Origin of the sequence: Neobittarella massiliensis (ex Bilen et al. 2018), from assembly GCF_014269355.1 — a bacterium.
GTDB lineage: Bacteria > Bacillota > Clostridia > Oscillospirales > Ruminococcaceae > Neobittarella > Neobittarella massiliensis.
In genome coordinates this window covers 149458-172648 of record NZ_JACOGI010000003.1, presented here as the reverse complement: position 1 = coordinate 172648, position 23191 = coordinate 149458, and the positions used below count along the sequence as shown (strand labels likewise).

Annotated in this window: 22 protein-coding genes and 1 tRNA gene; 4 read left to right on the top strand and 19 right to left on the bottom strand. The window is 58.1% G+C overall.

Annotation, left to right across the window (positions count from 1 at the left end):
- Window positions 1–211 precede the first annotated feature (211 nt).
- From H8K20_RS12650 to H8K20_RS12640, 3 genes are all read left to right on the top strand, one after another.
- Window positions 212–1378, top strand: coding sequence for an FprA family A-type flavoprotein (locus tag H8K20_RS12650; protein WP_154866370.1), 1167 nt, complete (start codon window positions 212–214; stop codon window positions 1376–1378).
- Window positions 1379–1696: 318 nt separating this feature from the next.
- The gene (locus tag H8K20_RS12645; RefSeq protein ID WP_105204522.1) at window positions 1697–2605 is read left to right on the top strand and encodes an EamA family transporter; all 909 of its coding nucleotides are present in this window, start codon (window positions 1697–1699) and stop codon (window positions 2603–2605) included.
- Window positions 2606–2627: 22 nt separating this feature from the next.
- Complete coding sequence (locus H8K20_RS12640) at window positions 2628–3197, top strand: SLOG cluster 4 domain-containing protein (RefSeq protein ID WP_105204523.1); 570 nt, start codon at window positions 2628–2630, stop codon at window positions 3195–3197.
- A gap of 218 nt (window positions 3198–3415) precedes the next feature.
- Here the strand turns inward: H8K20_RS12640 and H8K20_RS12635 are convergent, their stop codons facing one another.
- The 8 genes from H8K20_RS12635 to H8K20_RS12600 form a co-directional block, all read right to left on the bottom strand.
- Window positions 3416–4900, bottom strand: a complete 1485-nt coding sequence (locus tag H8K20_RS12635; protein WP_207721579.1) for an HAL/PAL/TAL family ammonia-lyase — start codon at window positions 4898–4900, stop codon at window positions 3416–3418.
- Between the two features lie 100 nt (window positions 4901–5000).
- Window positions 5001–7019: a urocanate hydratase gene (locus H8K20_RS12630; RefSeq protein ID WP_154866364.1), complete on the bottom strand. Its 2019-nt coding sequence runs from the start codon at window positions 7017–7019 to the stop codon at window positions 5001–5003.
- A 74-nt stretch (window positions 7020–7093) separates the two neighbouring features.
- Window positions 7094–8641, bottom strand: a complete 1548-nt coding sequence (gene hutH / locus H8K20_RS12625; RefSeq protein WP_207721578.1) for a histidine ammonia-lyase — start codon at window positions 8639–8641, stop codon at window positions 7094–7096.
- Window positions 8634–9242, bottom strand: coding sequence for a HutD family protein (locus H8K20_RS12620; RefSeq protein ID WP_186488672.1), 609 nt, complete (start codon window positions 9240–9242; stop codon window positions 8634–8636). Before H8K20_RS12620 ends, hutH begins: the two co-directional genes overlap by 8 nt.
- Complete coding sequence (hutI, locus tag H8K20_RS12615; RefSeq protein ID WP_341480856.1) at window positions 9239–10495, bottom strand: imidazolonepropionase; 1257 nt, start codon at window positions 10493–10495, stop codon at window positions 9239–9241. Before hutI ends, H8K20_RS12620 begins: the two co-directional genes overlap by 4 nt.
- Before the next feature lie 16 nt (window positions 10496–10511).
- Window positions 10512–11837 carry an amidohydrolase family protein gene (locus H8K20_RS12610; protein WP_186488671.1) on the bottom strand — a complete coding sequence of 442 codons (1326 nt, stop codon included), beginning with the start codon at window positions 11835–11837 and terminating at the stop codon, window positions 10512–10514.
- Window positions 11834–13093 (bottom strand): Zn-dependent hydrolase, encoded by a 1260-nt coding sequence (locus H8K20_RS12605; RefSeq protein WP_186488670.1) that lies wholly within the window; start codon window positions 13091–13093, stop codon window positions 11834–11836. The genes H8K20_RS12610 and H8K20_RS12605 overlap by 4 nt, the downstream gene beginning before the upstream one ends.
- Before the next feature lie 374 nt (window positions 13094–13467).
- Window positions 13468–14574: a glycosyltransferase family 2 protein gene (locus H8K20_RS12600; RefSeq protein ID WP_243206531.1), complete on the bottom strand. Its 1107-nt coding sequence runs from the start codon at window positions 14572–14574 to the stop codon at window positions 13468–13470.
- 208 nt (window positions 14575–14782) lie between these two features.
- Here H8K20_RS12600 and H8K20_RS12595 point away from each other — a divergent pair.
- Window positions 14783–14856 (top strand) — tRNA-Gly (locus H8K20_RS12595).
- A 153-nt stretch (window positions 14857–15009) separates the two neighbouring features.
- Here the strand turns inward: H8K20_RS12595 and H8K20_RS13935 are convergent.
- The 11 genes from H8K20_RS13935 to H8K20_RS12540 all read right to left on the bottom strand — a co-directional run bounded on the left by H8K20_RS13935 (window position 15010) and on the right by H8K20_RS12540 (window position 23188).
- The gene (locus H8K20_RS13935; RefSeq protein ID WP_186488669.1) at window positions 15010–15972 is read right to left on the bottom strand and encodes an N-acetylmuramoyl-L-alanine amidase; all 963 of its coding nucleotides are present in this window, start codon (window positions 15970–15972) and stop codon (window positions 15010–15012) included.
- A 2-nt stretch (window positions 15973–15974) separates the two neighbouring features.
- Window positions 15975–16253 carry a phage holin gene (locus H8K20_RS12585; protein WP_186488668.1) on the bottom strand — a complete coding sequence of 93 codons (279 nt, stop codon included), beginning with the start codon at window positions 16251–16253 and terminating at the stop codon, window positions 15975–15977.
- Window positions 16254–16264: 11 nt separating this feature from the next.
- Window positions 16265–16552, bottom strand: a complete 288-nt coding sequence (locus H8K20_RS12580; protein ID WP_186488667.1) for a hypothetical protein — start codon at window positions 16550–16552, stop codon at window positions 16265–16267.
- A 19-nt stretch (window positions 16553–16571) separates the two neighbouring features.
- Entirely contained in the window at window positions 16572–16718 is a 147-nt protein-coding gene (locus H8K20_RS12575) for a DUF433 domain-containing protein (RefSeq protein ID WP_186488666.1), read from the bottom strand.
- Window positions 16715–16999 (bottom strand): hypothetical protein, encoded by a 285-nt coding sequence (locus tag H8K20_RS12570; protein WP_186488665.1) that lies wholly within the window; start codon window positions 16997–16999, stop codon window positions 16715–16717. Before H8K20_RS12570 ends, H8K20_RS12575 begins: the two co-directional genes overlap by 4 nt.
- A gap of 2 nt (window positions 17000–17001) precedes the next feature.
- A complete protein-coding gene (locus tag H8K20_RS12565) occupies window positions 17002–18333 on the bottom strand; it encodes a hypothetical protein (protein WP_186488664.1) in 1332 nt (443 codons plus the stop codon).
- A complete protein-coding gene (locus tag H8K20_RS12560; protein WP_186488663.1) occupies window positions 18330–19367 on the bottom strand; it encodes a siphovirus ReqiPepy6 Gp37-like family protein in 1038 nt (345 codons plus the stop codon). Before H8K20_RS12560 ends, H8K20_RS12565 begins: the two co-directional genes overlap by 4 nt.
- 1 nt (window position 19368) lies before the next feature.
- Window positions 19369–20220 (bottom strand): phage distal tail protein, encoded by an 852-nt coding sequence (locus H8K20_RS12555; RefSeq protein WP_186488662.1) that lies wholly within the window; start codon window positions 20218–20220, stop codon window positions 19369–19371.
- Entirely contained in the window at window positions 20220–22076 is a 1857-nt protein-coding gene (locus tag H8K20_RS12550; protein ID WP_186488661.1) for a tape measure protein, read from the bottom strand. The genes H8K20_RS12555 and H8K20_RS12550 overlap by 1 nt, the downstream gene beginning before the upstream one ends.
- A 165-nt stretch (window positions 22077–22241) precedes the next feature.
- Window positions 22242–22847, bottom strand: coding sequence for a bacteriophage Gp15 family protein (locus H8K20_RS12545; protein WP_186488660.1), 606 nt, complete (start codon window positions 22845–22847; stop codon window positions 22242–22244).
- Window positions 22844–23188, bottom strand: coding sequence for a DUF6673 family protein (locus H8K20_RS12540; protein WP_186488659.1), 345 nt, complete (start codon window positions 23186–23188; stop codon window positions 22844–22846). Before H8K20_RS12540 ends, H8K20_RS12545 begins: the two co-directional genes overlap by 4 nt.
- Window positions 23189–23191: the final 3 nt, after the last annotated feature.

The window sequence follows — 23191 nt, the reverse complement described above, 5'->3', positions numbered from 1 at the left end:
GTTCCGGTAAAGCGCAGATTTTGTCACCGGCAGCAGCGAGCCGTCTTGCGCCCGCCGCACCGGTCTGGTAAAATAGGAGCGGACAAGCCAGCGGCAGCGCCTGCTCTGTCCCGCGGGGCCCGGAGCCCCAGCGCATCTGCCACATCGCGCGGCCCCGGCACTCGCCCCGGTCCGCTTCACGTTTTTGCTTTTATATAGGAGGGATTTTGCCATGTCCGCACCCACCGTCACCAGCACTATCCGCTACATCGGCGTAGACGACAAGACGATCGACCTGTTCGAGAGCCAGTACCCGGTCCCCAACGGGGTATCGTACAACTCTTACGCCATCCTCGACCAAAAGCTCGCCATTCTCGATACCGTAGATCCCCGCGGCACCGAGCAGTGGCTCAAAAACCTCGAGCAGACACTGGCCGGCCGCCAGCCCGATTACCTGGTCGTCTCCCATATGGAGCCCGACCACGCCGGCAACATCCAGCGCCTGTGCGAGATGTACCCCAACTTGCAGGTGGTGGGCAACGCCAAGACCTTCACCATGATCGGCCAGTTCTTCACTCTCGATCTGCCCGACAGCCGCAAGGTGCTGGTGGGGGAGGGGGACACGCTCTCTCTGGGCGCGCACACGCTGCAGTTTTTCATGGCTCCCATGGTCCACTGGCCCGAGGTTATGGTCACCTATGAACAGTCCGAAAAGGTGCTGTTCTCCGCCGACGGTTTCGGCAAGTTCGGCACGCTCGACACCCAGGAGGACTGGGCCTGTGAGGCGCGCCGCTACTACTTTAACATCGTGGGCAAATACGGCGGCCCCGTCCAGCAGCTGCTCAAAAAAGCCGCCGCGCTGGATATAGAGATCATCTGCCCGCTGCACGGCCCGGTGCTGCGCGAAAACCTGGGCTACTACATCGGCCTGTACGACACCTGGAGCCGCTACCAGCCCGAAGATGAAGGCGTCCTGCTGGCCCATGCCTCCATCCACGGTCACACCGCTAAAGCCGCTGAAAAGATGGCCGAGATCCTGCGTCAAAAAGGCGCTGAGGTGGTGCTGTGCGATCTCAACCGCACCGACGTGTCCGAGGCGGTGGAGGACGCTTTCCGCTACAGCAAGATGTTGCTGGCCGCCGCCTCCTACGACGCCGGCCTCTTCCCCAGCATGGAGGCTTTCCTCCACCACCTCAAGGCCAAGACTTATCAAAATCGCGCCGTGGCTCTGATGGAAAACGGCTCCTGGGCCCCCTCGGCCGGTAAATGTATGAAAGCGCTGCTGGGCGAGATGAAAAACATTGATCTGTGCGAGCAGATGGTCAGCATCCGCTCGGCTATGAAAGAGACCGATCTCCCCGCTATGGAGGCGCTGGCCGACGAACTGCTGCAAAAATAAAGCGAAAAGAGCCGTCCGGGCATCCCGGCGGCTCTTTTTCATGTTTATGCGCGCTGCCGCCATACCAGGGCAGGAGAGACCGGCCCCATACCTCCGCTCGCCGGTATCGGATAGCTGCCGGTGATAGAGATATAATGACCGAAAAAACGCAGCGACTGGTATACCTGACAAAGTACGGCCGACAAAAGGTGTGGAGTTTTTCTCTGTTATTTTGGCGCGCAGTTTCTTATAATCGTAGAGGTGGCCGCCTTTACCGCGCGGCTGCCGTCCCGGCGTCTGGGACCGGGCCGATCTTTTACATACGGGGGTCACACATACATGATCTATCTGCTCTGGGCCATTCTCTTGTCCGGCATGGTCTCGATGGTATTTAAGTTTATCGAGAAGAAAGACTGTGAAGGCGATTACGTCACCTGGGTCAACTACCTCTTTGCCGCCTCTTTTTCCCTGGTGCGCGCCTTTCAGGGCGGGCTGGCCCAGCAGTGGGGAAAAATGGCCCAGTGCACGCCCTCGACGCTGCTCACCCAAAAAACAGTGCCCAACACGCTGCTGCTGCTCACGGTGCTGGGTGCCGTCTCCGGCATATGCTACCTGGCCAGTCTGCTGCTCATCCGGGTGAGCATCGCCAAAAACGGGCTCAGTATCACCACCATATTCGGCAAGTTCTCCTTTGCCTTTACCGCGGTGTTCACGCTGCTCCTGTGGCGCGAGTTCCCACAGGGCCTGGGTGCCGTGGGTTTTGCCATCGCCGTGGTGGGGCTGCTGCTCATGTCCGGCCGCCGCGGCGCCAAAGAGATCCAGAGCGTCGGGGTGCTGTTTGGTCTGGCCCTCATCAACAGCACCATCGAGATGTTCAGCAAACTGTTCGTGCAGTACGGCATCGAGCGCTATAAAGACCTGATGGTCTTCACCATATTCGGCTCGGCGGCCGTCTACTGTACCGTATATGTCGCCCTACAGCTCAAAAAGAAGACTATCCGCCGCGGCATCCGCCTGCGCGATATCCTGGCCGGTGTCGCTGTAGGTCTGCCCAATGTGCTCACCACCACCGTGCAGATGCGCGCTCTGGAACGTCTGCCGGCAGCAGTGGTGTTTTCCAGCATCTCGGTGGGGGTACTGTTCCTCACGGTGCTGGTGGGCCGTTTCGTGTTCAAAGAGAAGATCACCCGCCGCCAGGCGCTGTGTTCGCTGCTGGCGTTCGCGGGCGTCGTGCTCATCAATCTGTAACGAGAAAGGAAAGGTACAAAGCATGAGAAAAAGTATCGCCATCATCGGCAACGCCGGCCTCCCGCCGGAGCACCAGAACTACCAGCTGGCTTTTGCCGCCGGCAAGGCGCTGGTCGACGCCGGCTACCGGGTGCAGTCGGGCGGGCTCACCGGCGTTATGGAGGCCGCCTTCGCCGGCGCCCACGCCTCAAAAAATTACCGTGAGGGGGATACGCTGGCCATCCTGCCCTCCTTCGACCGCACCAGCGCCAACGCCTACGCCGATATCGTGGTGCCCACCGGTCTCGACGTGATGCGCAACGCGGTGGTCATCAACGCCGACGCAGTCATCGCCGTGGGCGGCGGCGCCGGCACGCTCAGCGAGATGGCCTACGCCTGGAGCTTTGGCCGCCTGCTCATCGCCTACAAAAATGCCGAGGGATGGAGCAGCAGATTGGCCGATACCAGGCTCGACGACCGGGTGCGCTGCCCGCTGCCCGACGATCGGGTGTACGGCGTGCAGAGCGCCGAAGAGATGCTGGCCGTGCTGTCCGAGCACCTGGAGCACTACGCGGCTCCCCATCTGGGCATCGGTCACCGCCCCATTCAGTAGCCGCTTATCCGCCCGCCGGGCAAATACGCCAAAAAAGCGAACACACCCACAGTGCCCCCGACCCCTGCCGCTACGGCTGTTTTTACACATCCGCTGCCGGCAGCCGATCAGGCCTGGGCGTCTCCGCCGGCTGTCACACAGTATTTAAAAAAATAGAGGGCCTCTGTACCGGTATGCCGGTGCAGAGGCCCTCTTGCAGGTAACGGCATGTCCGCCGGTCACACCGCCGGCATCTTTCCCGCTAAAATAAAGTCGGCCAGCAGCTGTACATAGGGGGCAAACAGCTCGTCACCATCAAAACCCGGTACTGCGCCGTTCAAGGCCTCCCGCAACTTGGTCAGGTAGGGGGCGCTGGGCAGGTCATCCCCCTTTAAATAGTTGGCCTGGAGCACACACAGCAGCTCGGTGGCCAGCACCCAGGCCAGCTTTTGGGCAATGTCCAGGCTGCGCTTGGCGCTGTTGTAGCCCATAGCCACATAGTCCTCCTGTCCGCCACAGGTGGGGACCGAGTCGACGCTGGCCGGGTGGCACTGCTGGCGCATGTCGCCCAACAGCCCCGCCTGGGTGTACTGCAGCCCCATAAAGCCCGAGCACAGGCCGGCCGCAGCGGTGAGAAACGGCGGCAGTCCCCCCTTACCAGAGAGCAGCCGGTCGGTGCGCCGCTCCGACATCTTGGCCAGCATCACCGCCGCGGTGCAGGCGCTGTCCATGCAGAGCCCCACAAAAGAGGAGTCGGGGTTGCACCCCGATATGACCGTATCCTCCTCCCAAAATACCGCCGGGTTGTCACAGCAGGAGCACAGCTCCCGCTCCAATACGGTCCGGGCGTGCAGCAGCGTCTCCGCCACCGCCCCGTGCAGCTGGGGAATACAGCGCAGGCTCATGGCGTCCTGCAGGGTCGTGCGGCGGGCGGCCTCCACCCGGGCCGAACCCTGCAGCACCGCCCGCACCCGGCGGGCGCTCTCCCACTGGGTGGGGTGGCGGCGCAGCTCCATCAGCCGCCGGTCAAAAGCCCGGTCAGTGCCCCCCAACACCTCCAGCGACAGCGTGCCGATACAGTCGGCCGCCTGCAGGCAGAGCAGCATGTCGTGCAGTGCCAGGCACCCCAGCGCACAGGGGCTGGTGGTGCCCGATATCAGCGAAAGCCCCTCCTTAGGCCCCAACACCACCGGCTCTATACCGCGCGCCTGCAGCTGGGTGGCTGCCGCGGTGGGCCTGCCGTCCGCCCCCCAAAACTGTCCCTCGCCGATCAGTGTCAGGGCAATATGTGCCTCCACGCTCAAATACCCCACCGACCCCTGTGCCGGGGCCCAGGGGACGAGCCCCTCGTTTAAATACCGCACCAGCTGCTCCAGCACCTCCAGGCCGATCCCGCTGTGGCCGGTGCCGCAGTTCTGCAGCATCAGCACCATCACTGCCCGGGTCTGCTCGGCCGTCAGCGGCGCTCCCACCGCCGTGGCGTGCGAGCGCAAGATGTTTTGCTGCAGCTGAGCGGCGTCTGCCGGCGGTATCGCCCGGTCGCACAGCACGCCAAACCCGGTAGTCACCCCGTACACCGGCCGCCGCTGCTTCACCACCTTTAGCACCGCTGCCCGCCCGGCCTGTACCCGTGCCCGGTACTGGTCGCTCAGTGCCACCGCCTGCCCCCGGCGGGCAATATCTACCAGCTGGTCAAGGTCCAGCTCTCTGTCTAAATAGATCAATATGGCTCCTCCTTTTTAGGCTCCCATTTAGGTCCCAACAGGTAAGAGGGCAGGCCCACCGTCCGGCGGGCCTGCCCTCTATCAGGTCTCTGTAAAAAAGCTACTGGGCGTCCGCGATCACTTTGGCGATCAGATCGTCGCTGGCCACGAACGGCAGCGTGATGTGGTCCTTGCCGCTGTGGGTGCGGTTATACTCCACACAGGTCTCAATGGAGTTCTCGTTGCGGGCCCAGGCGCGGCGCGACACACCGACCATGGTATCCCATGGCATAGCTACGCTCAGAATGGCATCCACCCGCTCGCTGCCGTCGAGCACCATGCCAAACCCGCCGTTGATCGCCTTACCCACACCGACACCGCCGCCGTTGTGCAGCGCCACCAGGCTCATGCCGCGGGCGCAGTTGCCGGCAAAGCACTGGGTGGCCATGTCGGCCATGATATTCGAGCCGTCTTTGATGTTCGAGGTCTCGCGGAAAGGCGAGTCGGTGCCGCCGGTATCGTGGTGGTCGCGGCCCATCATCACCGGGCCGATCTCGCCGTTTCTCACCATCTCGTTAAATTTCAGGGCGATCTTGGTGCGGCCGATCGCATCCTGGTACAGAATACGGGCCTGGGTACCCACCACCAGCTTGTTTTTCTTGGCGTCGCGCACCCAGATGTAGTTGTCGCGGTCCTGGTAGCGGCGGTCGGGGTCGATGCAGTCCATGGCCGCCCTGTCGGTCTTGTCCAGGTCGGCGGGGTCGCCGCTCAGGCACACCCAGCGGAACGGGCCATAGCCGTAGTCAAACAGCTGGGGCCCCAAAATATCCTCTACATACGAAGGGAAGATGAACCCGTCTTTTTCGTTCACGCCGTTTTTGGCGATATCTTTGTTGCCGGCATCGTAGACCGCCTTCATAAAGCTGTTGCCGTAATCAAAGAAATAGGTGCCTTTTTCGTGCAGCGCCTTGATCAGGTGGTAGTGCTTGGTCAGGCTCTCATCCACCAGCTTGGCAAACCCGTGCGGGTCGCGGTCGAGCATCTCGGTGCGCTCGTCAAAGGTCAGTCCCTGGGGGCAGTACCCGCCCGAGTAGGCCGCGTGGCAAGAGGTCTGGTCGCTGAGCAGGTCCACGTGGATGCCGTTTTCCAGCAGGTACGAGAGCAGGTCCACAATGTTGCCGTGATAGGCGATCGCGCAGGCGGTCTTGTCGGCCAGGTGGCGCTCGGCAATAGCCACCGCCTCGGCCAAGCTGTCGGTGCGCTCGTTTACCCAGCCCTGCTCAAAGCGGGTCTGGATGCGCGAGGCGTCCACCTCGGCGATGATCGACACGGCCCCGGCGATGTAGGCCGCCTTGCCCTGGGCGCCGCTCATGCCGCCCAGCCCCGACGACACGAACAGCCGCCCGGCCAGGTTGCCCTCCTGGGGAATGCCCAGCTTCAGCCGCCCGGCGTTGAGCAGGGTGTTGAAGGTGCCGTGCACGATGCCCTGCGGCCCGATATACATCCAGCCGCCGGCGGTCATCTGGCCGTAGTTGGCTACACCCAGCGCCGCGGCGCGGCTAAAGTCGTCCATGTTGTCAAACTGGCCCACCATCAGCCCGTTGGTGATGATGACCCGCGGCGAGTACTTGTGCGAGGCAAACAGCCCCACCGGGTGGCCCGATTCCAGCACCAGTGTCTGCTCGTCGGTGAGCACCTCCAGGTACTTCTTGATCAGCCGGTACTGCATCCAGTTCTGGCATACCTGACCGGTCTCGCCGTAGGTCACCAGCTCATAGGGGTACAGCGCCACGTCAAAATCCAGGTTGTTGTCGATCATCACCTGAAAGGCTTTGCCCTCGGTGCAGTTTCCCTTATACTCGTCGATGGGCTTGCCGTGAATAGCCCCTTGGGGTCTAAAGCGATAGCCGTAAATGCGGCCGTGCTCCTTGAGCTCCTGCAAAAACTCGGCCGCCATCTGCTCGTGGTGCTCCTCGGGGATGTAGCGCAGCGCGTTTTTCAGGGCCAGCGCCACATCGGCGTCCGATAGCTCGCTCTCCCGCCGCGGCGCGCGGCGAATACCCTCTACAAATTGGGGGTAGGCGGGTAGCTCCTCATCCAGACAGATGGTCATGGCCTGGCGGGCAGTGTTGTTGTCCATGTGTTTTCCTCCTTTTGGCTGTATCACGTGTCGGGCGCAGGCCCGTCTGTTACGCAAATGGGTGTGTCGCTGCCTCAGGCAAAGTCGGGCAGCGCGCTGAACACCAGCTTCTGTATCTTCTCCGAGCGCACCAGCTGGTTCATCTTCTCAATGTCCAGCCGTATCTCCCGGTCGGTGTCAAAAAAGGCCACTTCCCGGCGCACCAGATCATGTATCTGACCGGTCACCGGCGCCTGCTCGCCGTCGCGAAAATCGACGCCCTGCACGGCGGCCATCAGCTCAAAGGCCAGCACCGACAGCGTGTTCTGCACGATATCGGCGCTCTTTCTGGCGGCGGTGGTGCCCATGCTCACGTGGTCCTCCTGGTTGGCCGAGGAGGGGATCGAGTCCACGCTGGCCGGGTGGGCCAGGACCTTGTTTTCCGAGACCATCGAGGCCGCCGCATACTGGCAGATCATATAGCCCGAGTTGAGCCCCCCGTGAGGGGTGAGAAAGGCGGGCAGCCCCTCGCTCAGCGCGGGGTTTACCAGCCGCTCCAACCGCCGCTCCGAGATGTTGGCGATCTCCGCCGCGGCAATGCCCAGGTAGTCCATGGCCAGCGCCAGCGGCTCCCCGTGGAAGTTGCCCCCCGATATCACCGCCCCGTCCTCCAAAAACAGGATGGGGTTGTCGGTGACCGCATTGAGCTCTACCTCAATGACCTGGCGCACGTGGTCCAGTGCCCCGCGGATGGCGCCGTGTACCTGGGGCACACAGCGGATCGCGTAGGCGTCCTGTACCCGCAGATCCTGGCTCTTTTCCAGTATCTCGCTGCCCTCGGTCAACAGGCGGATGTTTTTAGCCACCAGCATCTGGCCGGGGTGGGGGCGCAGCTGATGGATGCGGGGGTCAAAGGCATTTTTTAAGGCGGTCAGCGCCTCCATGCTCAGGGCGCAGGTGATGTCGGCCAACTGGGCGGCGCGCAGCGTGTCGTAATAGCTCAGCGCGCCAACAGCGGTCATGGCCTGGGTGCCGTTTATCAGCGCCAGCCCCTCTTTGGCCAGCAGGGTATAGGTCGGCAGCCCCGCGCTCTGCATGGCCGCGGCGCCGCCCATGCGCTGGCCGCCGTAAACGGCCTCACCTTTGCCCAGCAACACCAGCACCATATGGGCCAGCGGGGCCAGATCGCCGCTGGCCCCCAGCGAGCCCTTTTGCGGCACGATGGGGTGCACCCCGGCGTTTACCATGTCGATCAGCGTACATACCAGCGCCGGGCGGATGCCCGAGTTGCCCACGCAGAGCGCGTTGGCCCGCAGCAGCATCATACCCCGCACCACCTCTTCGGGGAAGGGGTCACCCACCGCCGTGCAGTGCGACACGATCAGGTTGTTCTGCAAAAGAGCCATGCTCTCTTTGTCTACCGACACTTTCGAGAACTCGCCAAAACCGGTCGAAACACCGTAGGCCACCCGCCCCTCGTCGATGATCTGCTCCACCATCTCCCGCGAGCGCTCCATGCGCGCGATCGCCTCGCCGCTCACGCGCACCTTGGCCCCAAAACGGGCCACCGCTACCAGCTGTTCTATGCTCAGGTGGTGTCCGTCTATCTCGATCTCTTTTATCTCTTCCGGGTGCTTACACATGGGCATCCCCTCCTCTATGTACTCTTTTCTGGCCGGCATCTGCCGGCAGTGCAAAACGGGCCGCCACCAGGTCGGCGTCAGCCGCCGCCCGCAGCAGACATGCCTCGTCGGTGTACAGCAGATCGCCCGGCCGCAGCTCTACCAGCTCACCGCGGCATACCGCGGTGCAGCTGCCGGCGGCACAGTACAGCGCCAGCTGTTCCCCGGCGCCCAGCTCGGTCTCGCTGCCGGCTGTCAGCGGCAGGTGGGTAAGCGAACCAGTCGCCCCGTTTTGGCACATCAGGTTCAGGTCGGTAGCCACGCCTTCGCTCACCGTCTCCCAGCCGCCGTCAAACCGGTCCGACTGGTAGGGTCTCAGCGCGGCGGTGTGGTGGCCGCGGTGCTCCAGCACCACACTGCCCGCCAACACCATCAGCTCCCGCTGTATGCCGGGCAGCGGGGTAAAGGTACTGCGCGCCTGCTCCACCGTGGCGGTAGACAGTCGCACCCAAAAGGTGCGCTCGGCATAGCTGCCGTCGGGCGGCAGTATCAGCAGCTGGGTGGTGGTGCCGCCCGCCCAGCGAGCGGCGGTAAAGTGCTCTTTGCGGTATAGCTGTATCACGGTCGGCCACCGTATACCAGCCGGCCTTTTTTGTAGACCTGCTCCACGATATTCACGCCCGAGTGGTACACCAAAAAGCGGTAATCCGGGTAGCGCAACAGCAAAAAGTCGGCCTGCTTGCCCGGTTCCAGGCTGCCGATACGGTCAGCCCGCCCCACCGCCGCCGCGCCGTTTAGGGTCGCGCCGGTCAGCACCTCCTCAATGCTCAGGTGCATATGAATGCCCGCCAGCGCCAAAATCAGCGGTATCGAGTTGGTAAAGCAGCTGCCGGGGTTGTAGTCGCTGGCCAGCGCCACCGCACAGCCGGCGTCGATCATCTTGCGCCCGGGGGCATAGGGGTGGGCTAGGCAAAAGGCGGTAGAGGGCAGCAGTGTGGCCACTGTGCCCGCGCCGGCCAACTTGGCAATGCCCAGGTCCGATGCCATCAGCAGGTGGTCGGCCGACACCGCGCCCAGTTCGGCGGCCAGCTCGGCCCCGCCCAGCGACACGATCTCATCGGCGTGCATCTTTAAGCCAAAGCCCATCTCCTGCGCAGCGCGCAGCAGCCGGCGCGACTGCTCGATCGAAAATACGCTGTCCTCACAGAACACGTCGCAAAAAGTGGCCAGCCCCAGCTCTTTTACCCGCGGCAGCACCTCTTTTATCATAAAGTCCACATAGCCGTCGGGGTCCCCGCGGTATTCCGGCGGCACCGCGTGCCCGCCCAAGTAGGTGGGCACTACCTCCACCGGGTGGTCGCGGTCGGTCTGCTGCATGGCGCGCAGCTGCTTTAGCTCGCAGTCCAGGTCCAGCCCGTACCCGCTCTTGCCCTCCATGGTGGTCACGCCCTGAGCGAGCATCTCATCCAGCCGCTGTAGCCCCAACCGGTAGAGCTCCTGCTCGCTGCAGGCCTTGGTGGCGTTTACCGTCGACTGTATGCCGCCGCCCATCTTCATGATCTCCAGGTAGCCGGCCCCCTCCAGCCGGGCCAAAAACTCCTCCGGCCGGTATCCGCCGAATATGTAGTGGGTGTGCGAGTCCACAAAGCCCGGCACGATGCTGTGCCCGGCGGCGTTCACCACCTCTACGCCCTGCAGGTCTCCCACAGCGGCAGTCACCTGGTCGGTGGGGCCCACCTCTTTTATAATGCCGTCCTCTATATAGATAGCGCCGTCCGCGATCTCCTGTATCTGGCGCATCTCGCTGCCCCGGCGGGCGCTCCTGCCCCGCGGGGTGGCGATCTGGCTGGCGTGCTCGATCAGTATTCTTGTCACAATGCCCCTCCTGTTCCTAGTCGGCGATCTGGCGCATAATGGTCTGCACCCGGTCTACGATCTCATTTTCGCTCACCGTCTGCAGCACCCCGTCGGCCACGGTCAGCCGCCCGTCGACCACCACCCGCGCAATAGCGGTGGGCTGCATCGAGTAGACGATGTTGGGCAGTATCTGCTCGCCGCTGTCCGAGATGGGCTGCATCGACATGTCGCGGCTGCGTATGCCCACAAAGTCGGCCTTGTACCCGGGCGCTATCTGGCCCACCGGCAGCTGTAATAGCTGCCCGCCGTTTTTGGTGCCCATGTCAAAGGCCTGCTGGTAATTGACCGAGAGCGCGTCCAGCGTGTGCGCCTTCTGCAGGATCGAGGCCATGCGCATCTCCTCAAACACGCTGATGCGGTTGTTGCTGCAAGCCCCGTCGCTGCCCAGGCCGATGTTGACCCCGGCGCGCATCATGCGCGCGATGTCGGTCACTCCGTCGGCCAAAAACATGTTGCTCGAGGGGCAGTAGCACAGCTGTGCGCCGCGGCTGCCCAACAAGTCGATCTCGCTCTCTTTTAGCCACACCCCGTGTACAATGGCCATGCTCTCGTCCACTACGCCCAGCCGGTCCAAAAATTCTACCGGCGTGGCGCCAAACTCCGCCTGTACCTGCTCCACCTCAAACGGCTCTTCCGCCACGTGGATGTGGTAGCGGCAACCCAGCTCGGCGGCCAAGGCGTGGCCGGCCTGTACCATCTCGGGGGTGGCGGCGTGCAGGCTGTGGGGGGCCGGCAGTACCGTGGTCATGTCGTCATCTTTGTATTTGCGGGCCAGCAGGCGGGTGTTCTCCACCGCCTGCTCTACGGTCTCCACATAGCCGCTGGGGGCCCCGTTCCAGTCGTACATGGTCCGGGCCAGCACCAGTCGAATACCCAGGTCTTTAGCCGCCTGCACGATCATCTCGTCGCTCTCGGTGCCAAAGTTGTGCAGGTAAAAAAAGTCGCAGACAGTGGTCACACCGCACTTCATCATCTCGCCAAAGGCAAACAGCGCCCCGCCGTAGATGTGCTCCTTTTGCAGTCGTGGGCTGTACTTGTAAAGCGAGCCGTCGCGCCACTCCAAAAAGGGGCGGTCGGCACAAATGCCCCGCAGCAGGCTCTGAAAGCAGTGGTTGTGCACATTTACCGTGCCCGGCAGCAAGATCAGGTCCTTCCAGTCGCACACCGCCGCCCGGGGGTATTTTTGCTGCAGGTCTTCCAGCCGGCCCACCTCTTTTATGGTGTCTTTTTCGGTGCACACGGCCATCCCGGTCAAAAAGGCGCCGTTCTGGTACAGGTATTGGGGGGCGTATAACTTCATCGGTCCAACTCCTCGTCTAAGTGCTGCACCGCTGCCAATAGTACCCGGCCCGCGGTGTAAATGTCCTCTGCCCGCGTGTACTCCTGGGGGCAGTGTCCCAGTCCGTCCACGCTCTGGGTAAACAGCATGCCCGCCGGGGTACTGCGGGCTATGTTGGCCGCGTCGTGCCCGGCCATGCTCGCCATCACTCGCTCCGGCTGTCCGCACTGGGCGCTGGCTGCCAGCAGCGCTTTTTGCACCAGCGGCGACATCTGTGTCTCCGCCTGGTCCAGCACCAGACGGCGGTGTATATGCACCCCGCGCTGGTCCGCCACCCGGCGGGTCATCGCCTCCATCTTCTGCAGCACGTCGGCCCGCAGCGCCGGGTCACAACAGCGCATCTCAAGGGCCATCACCACCCGCCCCGGTATAATGTTCGAGGCGTTGGGCCACACCTCGATGTGGCCGATGGTCCCCACCAGTTGGGGGTCGTCATATGCGCGCAGCAGCGCCTCAAATTCCAGTGCAAACAGGCTGGCCGCCAGCAGCGCGTCCCGGCGGTGGGGCATCTGGGTGGTGCCGGCGTGGTTGGGCGTCCCGGTCACCTCTACCGTCTCGCGGTAAATACCGGTAATGCAGTCCACCACGCCCACTGCCAGCCCCTCGTCAAACAGCACCCGCCCCAGCTCGTTGTGGCACTCTATAAAACAGGCCCAGTCGCCCGGCCGCAGCCGGTTTTGATCGGCCGCGCCCGGCTCTCCGCCCAGTCGGGCCACCGCCGCGGCCAGCGTCTCGCCGGTCACGGCGTGGCGCTGGCGCATCAGGTCTGCGCTGCCCAGCCGGCCGGCCAGCACCTTGCTGCCAAAGGTCGATACTCCGTAGTCACTCGGCTCCTCGCCGGTAAACGAACAGATGCACAGCGGGTGGCGCAGCGCCGTCCCCGCGTCCTGCAGGCTCTGGGCCAGCTCGGTAGCCAGCAGCACGCCCATGGCCCCGTCGTACTTGCCGCCGTTTGGCACCGTGTCGTGGTGCGAGCCCACGGCGATGGGTGCCAGCCCCGGCTCTCTCCCCGGCAGCACCGCATATAAGTTGGCCACGGCGTCACTGTGCACGGTCAGGCCCATCTGTTCCCAGTAGGCGCGCAGCCACTCTCTGGCCTGCAAGTCGGCCGGGGTGGCCAGCTGGCGATCTATACCACCGTCCCGGTTTTTACCAATTTTGCAAAGCGCATCTAAATTTCTTTCTAAACGGCTGCTGTCGATATCTTCTATGGCCAAGTCGGCACACCCCCAAAACTACCCGTTAAAAAGCACAAAAAGGCGCTGGGGCAAACTGTCCCAAACGCCTTCGTCTCGCTTTTCAAAGTCCTATCAGTCTGTCAAGGTTTTAAGTCAGTCTATCACGGCAAAAATGGCATGTCAATGGGGTTTTATGCTGCTATCACAGTAAAGCGCGGCGGCTGCTTAGAGCAGCTTTTCTGTCGTCCGCGCGGCCGGTTTAACACACTGCTATAAAAAAGTGCGCGCCGTCATACAGGGCTTTTAAGGCCTCTGTATGGCGGTGTGCACAAAAATAAATGCGCTTCTGTTTTTGCATGAAAAGTGATCTGAAATTGCAAATTATAGGGCCGTGTTTACAAATATTTTACATTTTAACGAGCTGTTTTGGCCCGCTTTTTTGTCTGCTTGCGCCCCAGCAGCTCCCCTAAATACTGTCGGTTATGGGCGACGGCCGGCTCGTCGGGCCGCAGTGCCGCCGCCTTTTCATTGTAATCCCACGCCTTTTGGTAGTCGCCCAGCCGGTCGCAGCACAGGCATAGCTGCAAATAGGGGATAAAATCATAGCATGCCGGGCTGTAAAACCCGCCCCCCTCTATCCTCGGCCGCGCTGCCGCCTGCTGGTACCAGTACGCGGCTTGGCGGTACTGGCGCCGGTTTATAAACAGATGCCCAATATCGCAGCACACCTCGGCCCGGGGCTGGTCGTATAAAAACGAGCTGAAAAGCGCCTGTAGCGCGCCGCTGGGGTCATCCAGTGCACGGCAGCACTGCGACAAGGTGCGGCAGGCCTCCACCTGGTTTTCCACCCACCCCTCGGGCCGCTGTAAAAAGGCCTGCAGTTCCTTTTTTGCCCGGTCGTACGCACCGGCATAATAGAGCTCCCGCCCGTAGTAAAATTGCTGTCGCGGGTCAAACGGCTGTCCTTCCCGGCGCATGGTCTCAAAAATGCGCAGGTTGCGCCCAGGGTCGTTGCGGTGTAGCTTGTGGTGGGTGATCGCCGCCTGCGTATACAGCACCTTGCCTCGGGGCTGTATCACTTCATGCACCCGCCCCACCCAGCGAAAGCCCACACTGCGCCGCAAAATGCGCTCCCGGTAAAACGAGAGCGTCGGCCGCCCCAGCTTGTCAAAGCCAGTATTATAGCGCACCATCAACACGTCGGCGCCAATACCTTTTTTCTTTATCCGCAGCAGCTGTCGCAGGTCATCCGGCAGCACGATATCGTCGGCGTCCAGCCACAAGATATAATCGCCGCTGGCTTTTTCAAACGAAAAATTGCGGGCGGCGGCAAAGTCGTCGCACCAGTCAAAGCTGTACACTTTATCGGTGTAGGCGGCGGCGATCTGCGCGGTGCGGTCGGTCGAGCCGGTGTCGACGATAATCACCTCGTCCACCAGCGCCCGCACGCTGTCTATGCACCTCGCCAGCACTGCCTCTTCATCCTTTACGATCATGCACAAACTGATGCTGTCTGCCATGGGGCACCTCCAGATATGTTTTGTCCCCAGACTATGTAAAACAGTGCCCCGAGGTGCGCCTTTGGTCACTTTTGGACACCGCGTGTAGCATCGGCCTATGTTCCCGTACCGGATGCCCGCACATTTTTGCCACTGTGAGATTTTGTAAAAAGGCCTTGACCTGTACGGTGAAAAGCACTATACTAAATAGGCAATCAAAATCAAATATGCAGGCGTAGTTTAGTGGTAAAACATCAGCTTCCCAAGCTGAGGTTGTGGGTTCGATTCCCATCGCCTGCTCCATCAAAAAAGCGCCTAACCATGCGGATTTAGGCGCTTTTCCTATTTCTGTAAAGAAAGTGAGTACGACTTTAGTACGACACTTTCCCCAAAATAAAAAAAGCCCCCAGCCATCCGAAAGGACAGCCGGGGGCTTTTGCTATGTGCTATGTAATTTTAGTAATAAAGCTCGTTAACGCGCGCTTGGACAGCAGCAGGGTCATAACCAGCGGCAGCCAGGCGAGCTTTGCGGTCTGCACCGTTTCCCCAATTGCCTGCATAGACCTCACGGGCAATATCATCGAGAGATTTAGAGGGTGCAGGTGCAGCCGAGCCGTATAGGATCTCGTTCACTTTGTTCTGTACAGCGTTCGGGTCATATCCGGCAGCCGATAGCCTGGCTTTACGATCAGCGCCGTTGCCCCAGCCCCCGTTTATAACCTCTCGGGCGATTTCGTCAACGGTCTTTTTCGGGGCCGGCGCAGGGGTGGGGTCTGCGCCGTACAGGATCTCGTTTACCTTATTTTGCACGGCACTCGGGTCATATCCGGCAGCTCTCAAACGGTTTTTGCGGTCGTCACCATTGCCCCACTTACCGGCGATAACCTCACGCGCAACGGTATCAATATCTTTACCCGGAGCAGGCGCGGGGGTAGAGCCATCGCCCATGTGTGCCTGGATCATATTCAAAAACCTTTGCCAGCCCAGGTCCAGGGTACGGTGTGGGCAATATTTGCCGTTGTAGTCCTGGTGTTTGGTCACACGATCGATGCCCCAGCCGCGCTCTTTGAGCAGTTGAGCAATAAACTCGGCAGCACGCTTTTCAGCAGCATCAAATTTAGGACCGCCAGACAGACTGTAGCAAATCTCAATAGAAATGCCCTGCCGGTTACCGGTGCCGTTTGCGCCATCCCCGGCATTCCAGCTGTTCCGGTCCAGGGGTAGGCCCTGAATAATCTCTTTGTCGTCAACAGCAAAATGGAACGATACCTCGTTATCGTTTCGCTGCATATAGGCGACCTCATTGCGAGCGCTGGCATCGTTGGCGGTATTATGTACGACAATCCTTGTAGGGTTCATTGCATACGGACATTTGGTATTGTACCTATTCTGTGGGAGATCGATTTTTACGACATTCATAGCTAGTCCTCCTTTTTCGGGGCTAGATAGCCCATTGCCTTTTTGCTATCACTCAGTCCAGCGGTGGTGGGGTCGTTCACGATGCCCCACACCGATACCACTACCGACACCAGTATCACCGGATTTTTTACCGCCTGCACCAAAATGCCGGCCAGCGCCGTCCAGCTGGTCATATCGCTCCACTGTAAGCCCAGATAGGCCAGGATAGGCAGCACGATGGCCGTCGCCAACTGTGCCCAGAAAACTGGGTTTTTCATTCGTACTTTCCAGTTGATCTTCATGTTGTGACTCCTTACCTCAGTACTAACGCCAACAATGCACCGATGATGCCGGATGCAATTACCGTGCATGCTGCTTGTACAATTTTCTCCCAGCGGTCACCGGGTCTGCGCTCTAAATCGGTTAACCTGGCCACTGTGTCTGATTGGGTTTGCTGCATAGATCGCATTTGAGTGGCTAACTCCCGCACAGATAACGCCAGATTTTGCAGCGCATCCTGCGACTGTTCTAGTTTATCGATACGGCGGGTATTAGATTTAGACCGTTGTTCGACTGCCGCCACAGTCTCTATTACATCCATTGTGCCTCCCTTACTGCAGTCACTCTACCATCCCCAGCTCTGCCTTGATCTCCGATACTTCTTCCGGAGTCAAACGAGGATAGTCGTCCAATACCTGTTCCAGGCTCTCTCCCTCTTTTGTTCGCCGCTCGACCACACGACACACAATGCGTAGCATAGCTGTCATATCGCGTCACCTCCGTACATCATGGCTGCCAGCGCCTCCTCTACGTCTGCCACGCGGTCGTCTATCGTTGGCAGGGGAGGCGTCGGGGTAGGATCGTGTTTTGCGATGACGGCGTCAGCGGCGTCGGAATATCCATCATCCACGGTCAACACTACGCGCCCATCGCCAAATACTTCGAGGCTTACTCTAGGTACCTTAGCAGCCTCAAGCTCATCAGACAGCTTGTTTTCGTTGATTTGTCCTCCTGCCGAGACGGATATACCAACATCTTTTATGGCCATTTTTACGCCCCCAGTCTTATCAAATAAAATGCCGATGTCTTATTGAGAGTAACTTTTTGCGCGTTCGGGTCACAACTATAAGATATTGTGAAATAGTCATTAACATTGAGATTTGCAATAAATTGTACGCTACCACCAGCGTGTACGGTCCAACTACCGGGGATGATTGTAGGTCCAACCGAATATGATGTTGATCCGCGACGTAAGAGCGTATCGATGGTGAGACCGTTAATTGCAATGCCTGATGTCTGCCCCACAAAGTATAACCGGATAATCACTAGATACTTGCCGGCGGTCTTAATTACAGGCATACCGGACGCGTTTAGGCTTGCAAGGCTGGCCGTATGGCTATAACAGCCCAGTCTGGTGTCCTGAAACTGGAAATTACCGCTATATCCAGATGTGACCAAATCGCTAGACCTGCCAAACACAGCATATTTTACGTACTGGTCTATCTCGGATTTTGTGTATGCTCCAATGGCTCCCGGCGTGACGTTGAAAGTCTGCGCACTACTGCCATTATAGGTCTTGTTGGCGGCCCCATTTAACTGCAAGGTCAGGGCATAAGGGTTTGGTAGCGAGGCAGGGAAGTCAGTAATTTGGCTCTTTGGGTGTGTGTGGGCAAAATCGGTTATTTGGCTTTTGCTGTGGGTATGTACTTCATGCGCTGCGCTTAGCAGTTCAGGGCCTGCAACTATATCCCCCCTCTGGCCGTTGATCGACAGTACGATATCACCAGACTTTACGTCTTGGATGGTCTGTCTGAGGTCGTCCAGTGTAGCTTGGATTTGGTCAAAATAGGGGGTAGTATCGAGATCGCCAATAGTCTGCGCAACGACACCACAACGTGTATCATCTAGCCGGGTGTCAGTTATCCGCTGTTGGGTGATTGTACCGGTGTTTTTAGCTACGAAGATATCGGCCAGACCTAGCTCCCAAACAGTATTGTCTCGTGTAAGTGGGGGTGCTACTGGCGTATTTGCGGCAGTACCTTTGCGCACATATAGGTCGATGGATCGGACATCCAGACCGAGATCTAGACGGGCCACGACGGTATCAATGCGGTCTAAGCTATCACTGGCCTGGACGGCTAACACACGCTGTGTCTCTTCGATCCCAATGGCACCGCGGATATGGCACACACCTGGCAGCACTTTGACATTCATACCGGTGTCGATCGTGACTTGCAGTGAACTGGTGGGGTCATAGAATACGCCGTCCGAAAAGTATTGTGCAAAGACCTTGCGCAAAAAATCAGAGTCTACCGCTCTGTCGTACAGCGGTAGACCCTGCTCGTCATATGTGACCCGACTGGTAAATGGGTAACTTCTCATGCGATCCTCGCTTTCTTGTAAGCGGTAAGCTTTTTGTTTCCGAGCTCTATACTGACAGTGTGCTGGCCTCTCTTGATGACCTCGTGTACAGATACGATACGCGCTTCTAGACTCACACCGATATCGGAGATCACCACATCGACACGATCGCCAAGGTCGAAATCTCTTAAATACTGAAATGTGCCCTGCGATACATCTACCTCGATGTTCTGCACAACTTGGTAGTCAAGCAGCTTTTCAAGCCCTTTTTGCCGTAACCCAGCAAGATATTCTTCTTCGGTCTGTTCGGCAGCATCGTACCGTTCGTTTTTGGCGTCAACAAACAGCATTTGCCGGTACCCGCCAGACGATAGGTCTGCATAAGCAACTTTTCGCGCTGTTCCTTCGCCTTCGCCGGCTACGACCGCATAATTTTTGTAATTCGAGCTGTCTAGAGATGCTTGAACTTTTGATAAGTTGCGGAATCCATCTGAGAATACAACAAAATTGTTTACTGTCTGGGCTTGCGTGCGATCAAGGCCTTGCCAGACTGCATATGTGATCTTATTCTGCTGGTAATCGTATAGGCACCGCTGGGAGAGCTCCTGTGTCTGCAGTTTCTCGTATCCTACAGTACCTAGGTGTCCCCCAGTCTCTTGCCATATGACGCTATTCCCCAGCCCAGCAGCAGCTCCCAGAGACAGGAGCGGTATATCCCCTTTATAAGCCTGTACCATGCTGCGCACAGTAGTCTCCATCATGCCACTAGCATAAAATGTGGGGTATACGATCTTATCATCTAAGATCTTTTCGAGGAAGAATCCACTCAGCTGGACAAAACGCCCCTTTATTGTCTCTTCGAGCTCGATTTTTTGAATGATACCGGTCTCGGGCCGGTCTGGTGTGTAGAGATACGTCATCGCCGGGTCATAATCGGCGGCCAAAATTTGTACTGAAAATTGGCCAAACGTGTAGTACTCGCGCTCCCACTGTAGGTTAATGTAAGGCACATAGACCAGCGGCTGAAATTCCTTATTGAGGGCCAACAATTCCATACTATACCCCCAAATACTGCTTGTTGTAATAGAGCACTACATGCAGCGCATTTTCGCCTGTTTCTGCTGCATAAGAGACTGTATTTACTCCGGGCTCCATACGCATTGCAGTGAAGTTGCTGGTCCGATCGATCTTTGCCAAAATGTTCTGGCCATTTTTAGTGACAGTAGCACGTTCAAAATCTATCTCTATCACGTCGCCTTGCTGCATGGCATCCAAGATACGGACGTAGAAACCATCTTTTATAAGCCGCGGATTTACCACTGTGCTATCTGCGGACAGCTTTGCCCGAAAATATCCAGGTACGTCGCCGTCATAATCGAATACCACATCACGACCGAAATTATAGGTAGATACCAGCACCCCTACGGTTGGGTGATCCATAAAGGGGAAGCCCCAGCGTGGAGTAACAGCGGCGATATCTTGGCCAAAGTCATCTTCACTCTGCCAATAGGGAATGGGGCAGAGAAGCATCACGGTAAATGACTGTGGTTCATAGATATAAGCGCTTTCTGCCTTAAGAGCTGTTAGAACGCCGGATATCCATCGGGTGCGTCCCATGTAGGTGAGATGCACTTTATAGTTGCGCTTTGGGTTGAAGTAGGCTAGCGCCGTGTGCCGTAGAGCCTGATTTTGCGCCAGATCCATAACAGTCGCTGAGATCTCTAACTCTCTGGCTTTAACGCGTTGTCCAGTAATGGTGTCACCATCCCCAACAGCATTATCTTCACTGAAAACCTCATATTCAGCTGCAGCTGCGCCATCTATTTCTGTTGCACCCCAATCTGTTTCATCGATGACGAGTTCTGCGCCGTCATCTCGGACAAAGCGCACGATCACATCGGTATCCATTATCTCGCACCTGCCAATCCATAAGTCTGTTGTATGCGCAGGGCCCGTGCTATTTCGTCTGGGGCCTGCATGGGCTGCTCGAAAGTGACGTACTGTACGTTGCTGACGTTTTGTGTGCCAGTCACCGGCTCCTGCTGGGCTACAGCAGCTGTGTAGACACCGGCTCCCACCTGGTACTGTGCCTGTCCAACTGCCTGCTGGGCGGCTTGTACCATCTCATCTGCGGCCATTTCAGCTGCATGCACAGCTTTATCGGTATCCGCCTCGACGCCGATAGCCATACCAGCCGGCAACATCTTACCCACTTGATCGCGCATGACACGGGACGGCGATTTGATACCAAAAAACTTCTTGATGCTGTCCAAGGCCTTTTTGGCAATGTTTTTTGCCGCATCCCAGAGCGCACTACCCATGGACCCAATACCATTTATTAGACCTTTGATGATGCTCTTGCCTAAATCGATCCAGTCGATATTTTTTACAGCGTCCCAGATCTGGCTCATCAGCTCGGGGAATTTAGCTATTAAATTCCCAGCCATCTGGCCAATACCCGATATGAGGGATGTGATGATCTGTGCGCCAGCGGAAATGATCTTTGGTAGGTTTTGAGCGATTGCGACTACCAATTTGACGATAAGAGCCGGGATCTGGGCAACTAGGTCAGGTATGGTTTTTACCAGACCATCAATGAGGGACAGGATCAGCTTGGTTCCGGTGTCTATTATCTGCGGTAAGTTGTTAACAATGGTGTCCACTAATGTGGATAGCGCCTGCATGCCCGCAGTGCAAACCGTAGGCAGGGCATTGATGATTGCTTGTGCAAGAGTGACGACGAGCTGCGCACCGACAGTAATAATCTGCGGTAGCAGGCCGTAGATCCCGGTGGCCAGCGATGTGATGATACCGGTAGCGCCTTGCCCCAATGATGGCAGCATCGCCTGTATGCCGCTCAAAAAAGCGGTTACTAAGCTGACGGCAGTTTCAATAAGCTGCGGGGCCGCCTCTAATAGCATATTTACGGCTTCGGCAATGATTTGTCCGGCAACCGATATAGCGCCCTCGATGCCCTGCTCCTGCACTGCTACCAGCAACTGATCTACCCAGCCATTTATCGTGGGTAGCAGTGTGCTGGCAATGCCTTCAGATAATCCCTCGGCCATGGCGCCAGCTAAGGCACTTGCATTGTCGGATAGGGTGGATAGCTGGCCGTTTAACGTTTTAGACTGGGCCTCCATCGCACCATAAAACTGGCCGCCAGCAGAAGTGGCAACATCCAGCGCTCCAGATAGCTCTTCGAAGGACACCCCGCCATCAGAGACTCTCTTGCGGACCTCCTCCATGGTCTCGCCAGTCTGCTCAGCGATGATATTCAGAGGGTTAAATCCCTGATCTATCATCATGTTGATCTCTTCCATGGATGCGCGGCCGTTGGACTGGATGCGGCCAAATGCAGTCGCCATGGTGCCTAATTTTTGGGCATCGCCCATTGCCACGTCGCCCAGCTTGCGGAGGGTATCTGGCAACTCATCAGCTGAGCTGCCAAAGGCTAAGAGCGTTTTCGACGCATCAGCTAGATCAGACATGGCTAGAGGCGTCTTGGCCGCCAGTGTCTTTAAGCTATTGGTCAGTGTATCGGCAGCTTCAGATCCACCCAGCATTGTGGTGAAAGCTGTCTGGTATTGCTCCATCGAGGCGTTATACTGTACGCCGGCCGCCGCTACTGCTCCGATGGCAGCGACCGAGGCAGTACCGATAACAGCCAGGCCTTTAGACGCCAATTTACCCAGCTTGCCCAGTCCCGTACTAAATCCGGACGAGTCTAGCTTCGTGTCACCTTTTACCGTAAAGTCGGCCAATCCTGTTCCCACCTCTCATCGAGACGCGGGCACTTGATGGCACTGGTCAGAGTTTTACTTCGAATTCTTTCTTGCAGTTTTTATTTTTACAGCGGATAAAAACACCCCGGCACGTTGCTGTCGGGACATAACGCACAGGCATTCGGTAGCCACAAAATGGACAGACTACTTGCTTTTTTGCTGTATCCATATCTGGGCCTCCCTATACCGTTTCAGTGCCTTATCGCGCATATCTGCCTCGCGTTGCGCTGCAGATAATCGGTTTTGTATATCTGGTGTTTTGATAGCCCAAAGCCGCTGTAGCTTTTGATAGTGTCTCTTTTCTGGACCTTTCAATTTGCTGGTATCCATGGCTCTGTATCCCATGACTTTGCCCATGGTGCAACTGTCAGGCAGAGCAGATAACAGGGCTAAAAACTCCCACCAGTGCAGCGGCTCGGCTTGTAGGCTAATACCATACACCTGCCGGAACGCAGCATAGATCAGACCGGCATCCTGCTCATAATCGTAAACTCGCTTTTCTGCGCCACTAGCGGCGCTCGAGCGTTGCTCGTCTACACCCCCGCGGTAAAACCATAAAAGCCCATCCCAAGCACTTTCGAAACTTGGGACAGGCTTTTTGTATAGAAGATCAATAGCTAACTGCACTTTCTGTAGGTTATCGATATCTGGATCGCGCATGAGCAGTTCAAACTGCACCATATTACGATAGTCGGTGTAAACGGGGATACCATTCACACGATCTGGCGCATTGTCGATCAGCAGGTTCATTTTGCCTTGCGACGAGCGGCCCGGTTGGGGGAGTATTTGGATAGACGTGTATTCGCCTGTTGTGCCTGAGTGCTAACTTCTTCTAGCAACAACTCGATAGCGTCCAAGTGTTCGCGCAGATCCGATTTACCTCGTATGATGGCTTTGGCTGTACCCGCCCCAAATAAATCATCGAAAAGTTTGGCAGCCAACGCACATTGCTGGCGAATAATATCCCCCAAAGTGGCGTCTTGGGGGATATCCTGTTCGCCTTGCTTCATGTCAAGGAAAGCCTTCTCGTATTTGTCCGAAAAGTCCGCGTCAAACATGTTTACGACAAGTTCTACGCCGTTGATTAACATAAA

Excerpts from the sequence above, each read along its gene's own strand:
- H8K20_RS12560 (WP_186488663.1), bottom strand. The coding sequence starts at position 19,367 with ATGGAATTGTTGGCCCTCAATAAGGAATTTCAGCCGCTGGTCTATGTG.
- H8K20_RS12645 (WP_105204522.1), top strand. The coding sequence starts at position 1,697 with ATGATCTATCTGCTCTGGGCCATTCTCTTGTCCGGCATGGTCTCGATG.
- H8K20_RS13935 (WP_186488669.1), bottom strand. The coding sequence starts at position 15,972 with ATGAATGTCGTAAAAATCGATCTCCCACAGAATAGGTACAATACCAAA.
- H8K20_RS12580 (WP_186488667.1), bottom strand. The coding sequence starts at position 16,552 with ATGGATGTAATAGAGACTGTGGCGGCAGTCGAACAACGGTCTAAATCT.
- H8K20_RS12630 (WP_154866364.1), bottom strand. The coding sequence starts at position 7,019 with ATGGACAACAACACTGCCCGCCAGGCCATGACCATCTGTCTGGATGAG.
- H8K20_RS12640 (WP_105204523.1), top strand. The coding sequence starts at position 2,628 with ATGAGAAAAAGTATCGCCATCATCGGCAACGCCGGCCTCCCGCCGGAG.
- H8K20_RS12540 (WP_186488659.1), bottom strand. The coding sequence starts at position 23,188 with ATGTTAATCAACGGCGTAGAACTTGTCGTAAACATGTTTGACGCGGAC.
- H8K20_RS12650 (WP_154866370.1), top strand. The coding sequence starts at position 212 with ATGTCCGCACCCACCGTCACCAGCACTATCCGCTACATCGGCGTAGAC.
- H8K20_RS12545 (WP_186488660.1), bottom strand. The coding sequence starts at position 22,847 with ATGAACCTGCTGATCGACAATGCGCCAGATCGTGTGAATGGTATCCCC.
- H8K20_RS12555 (WP_186488662.1), bottom strand. The coding sequence starts at position 20,220 with ATGGATACCGATGTGATCGTGCGCTTTGTCCGAGATGACGGCGCAGAA.
- H8K20_RS12600 (WP_243206531.1), bottom strand. The coding sequence starts at position 14,574 with ATGGCAGACAGCATCAGTTTGTGCATGATCGTAAAGGATGAAGAGGCA.
- H8K20_RS12585 (WP_186488668.1), bottom strand. The coding sequence starts at position 16,253 with ATGAAGATCAACTGGAAAGTACGAATGAAAAACCCAGTTTTCTGGGCA.
- hutH (WP_207721578.1), bottom strand. The coding sequence starts at position 8,641 with ATGTGTAAGCACCCGGAAGAGATAAAAGAGATCGAGATAGACGGACAC.
- H8K20_RS12565 (WP_186488664.1), bottom strand. The coding sequence starts at position 18,333 with ATGAGAAGTTACCCATTTACCAGTCGGGTCACATATGACGAGCAGGGT.
- H8K20_RS12575 (WP_186488666.1), bottom strand. The coding sequence starts at position 16,718 with ATGACAGCTATGCTACGCATTGTGTGTCGTGTGGTCGAGCGGCGAACA.
- H8K20_RS12610 (WP_186488671.1), bottom strand. The coding sequence starts at position 11,837 with ATGAAGTTATACGCCCCCCAATACCTGTACCAGAACGGCGCCTTTTTG.
- H8K20_RS12570 (WP_186488665.1), bottom strand. The coding sequence starts at position 16,999 with ATGGCCATAAAAGATGTTGGTATATCCGTCTCGGCAGGAGGACAAATC.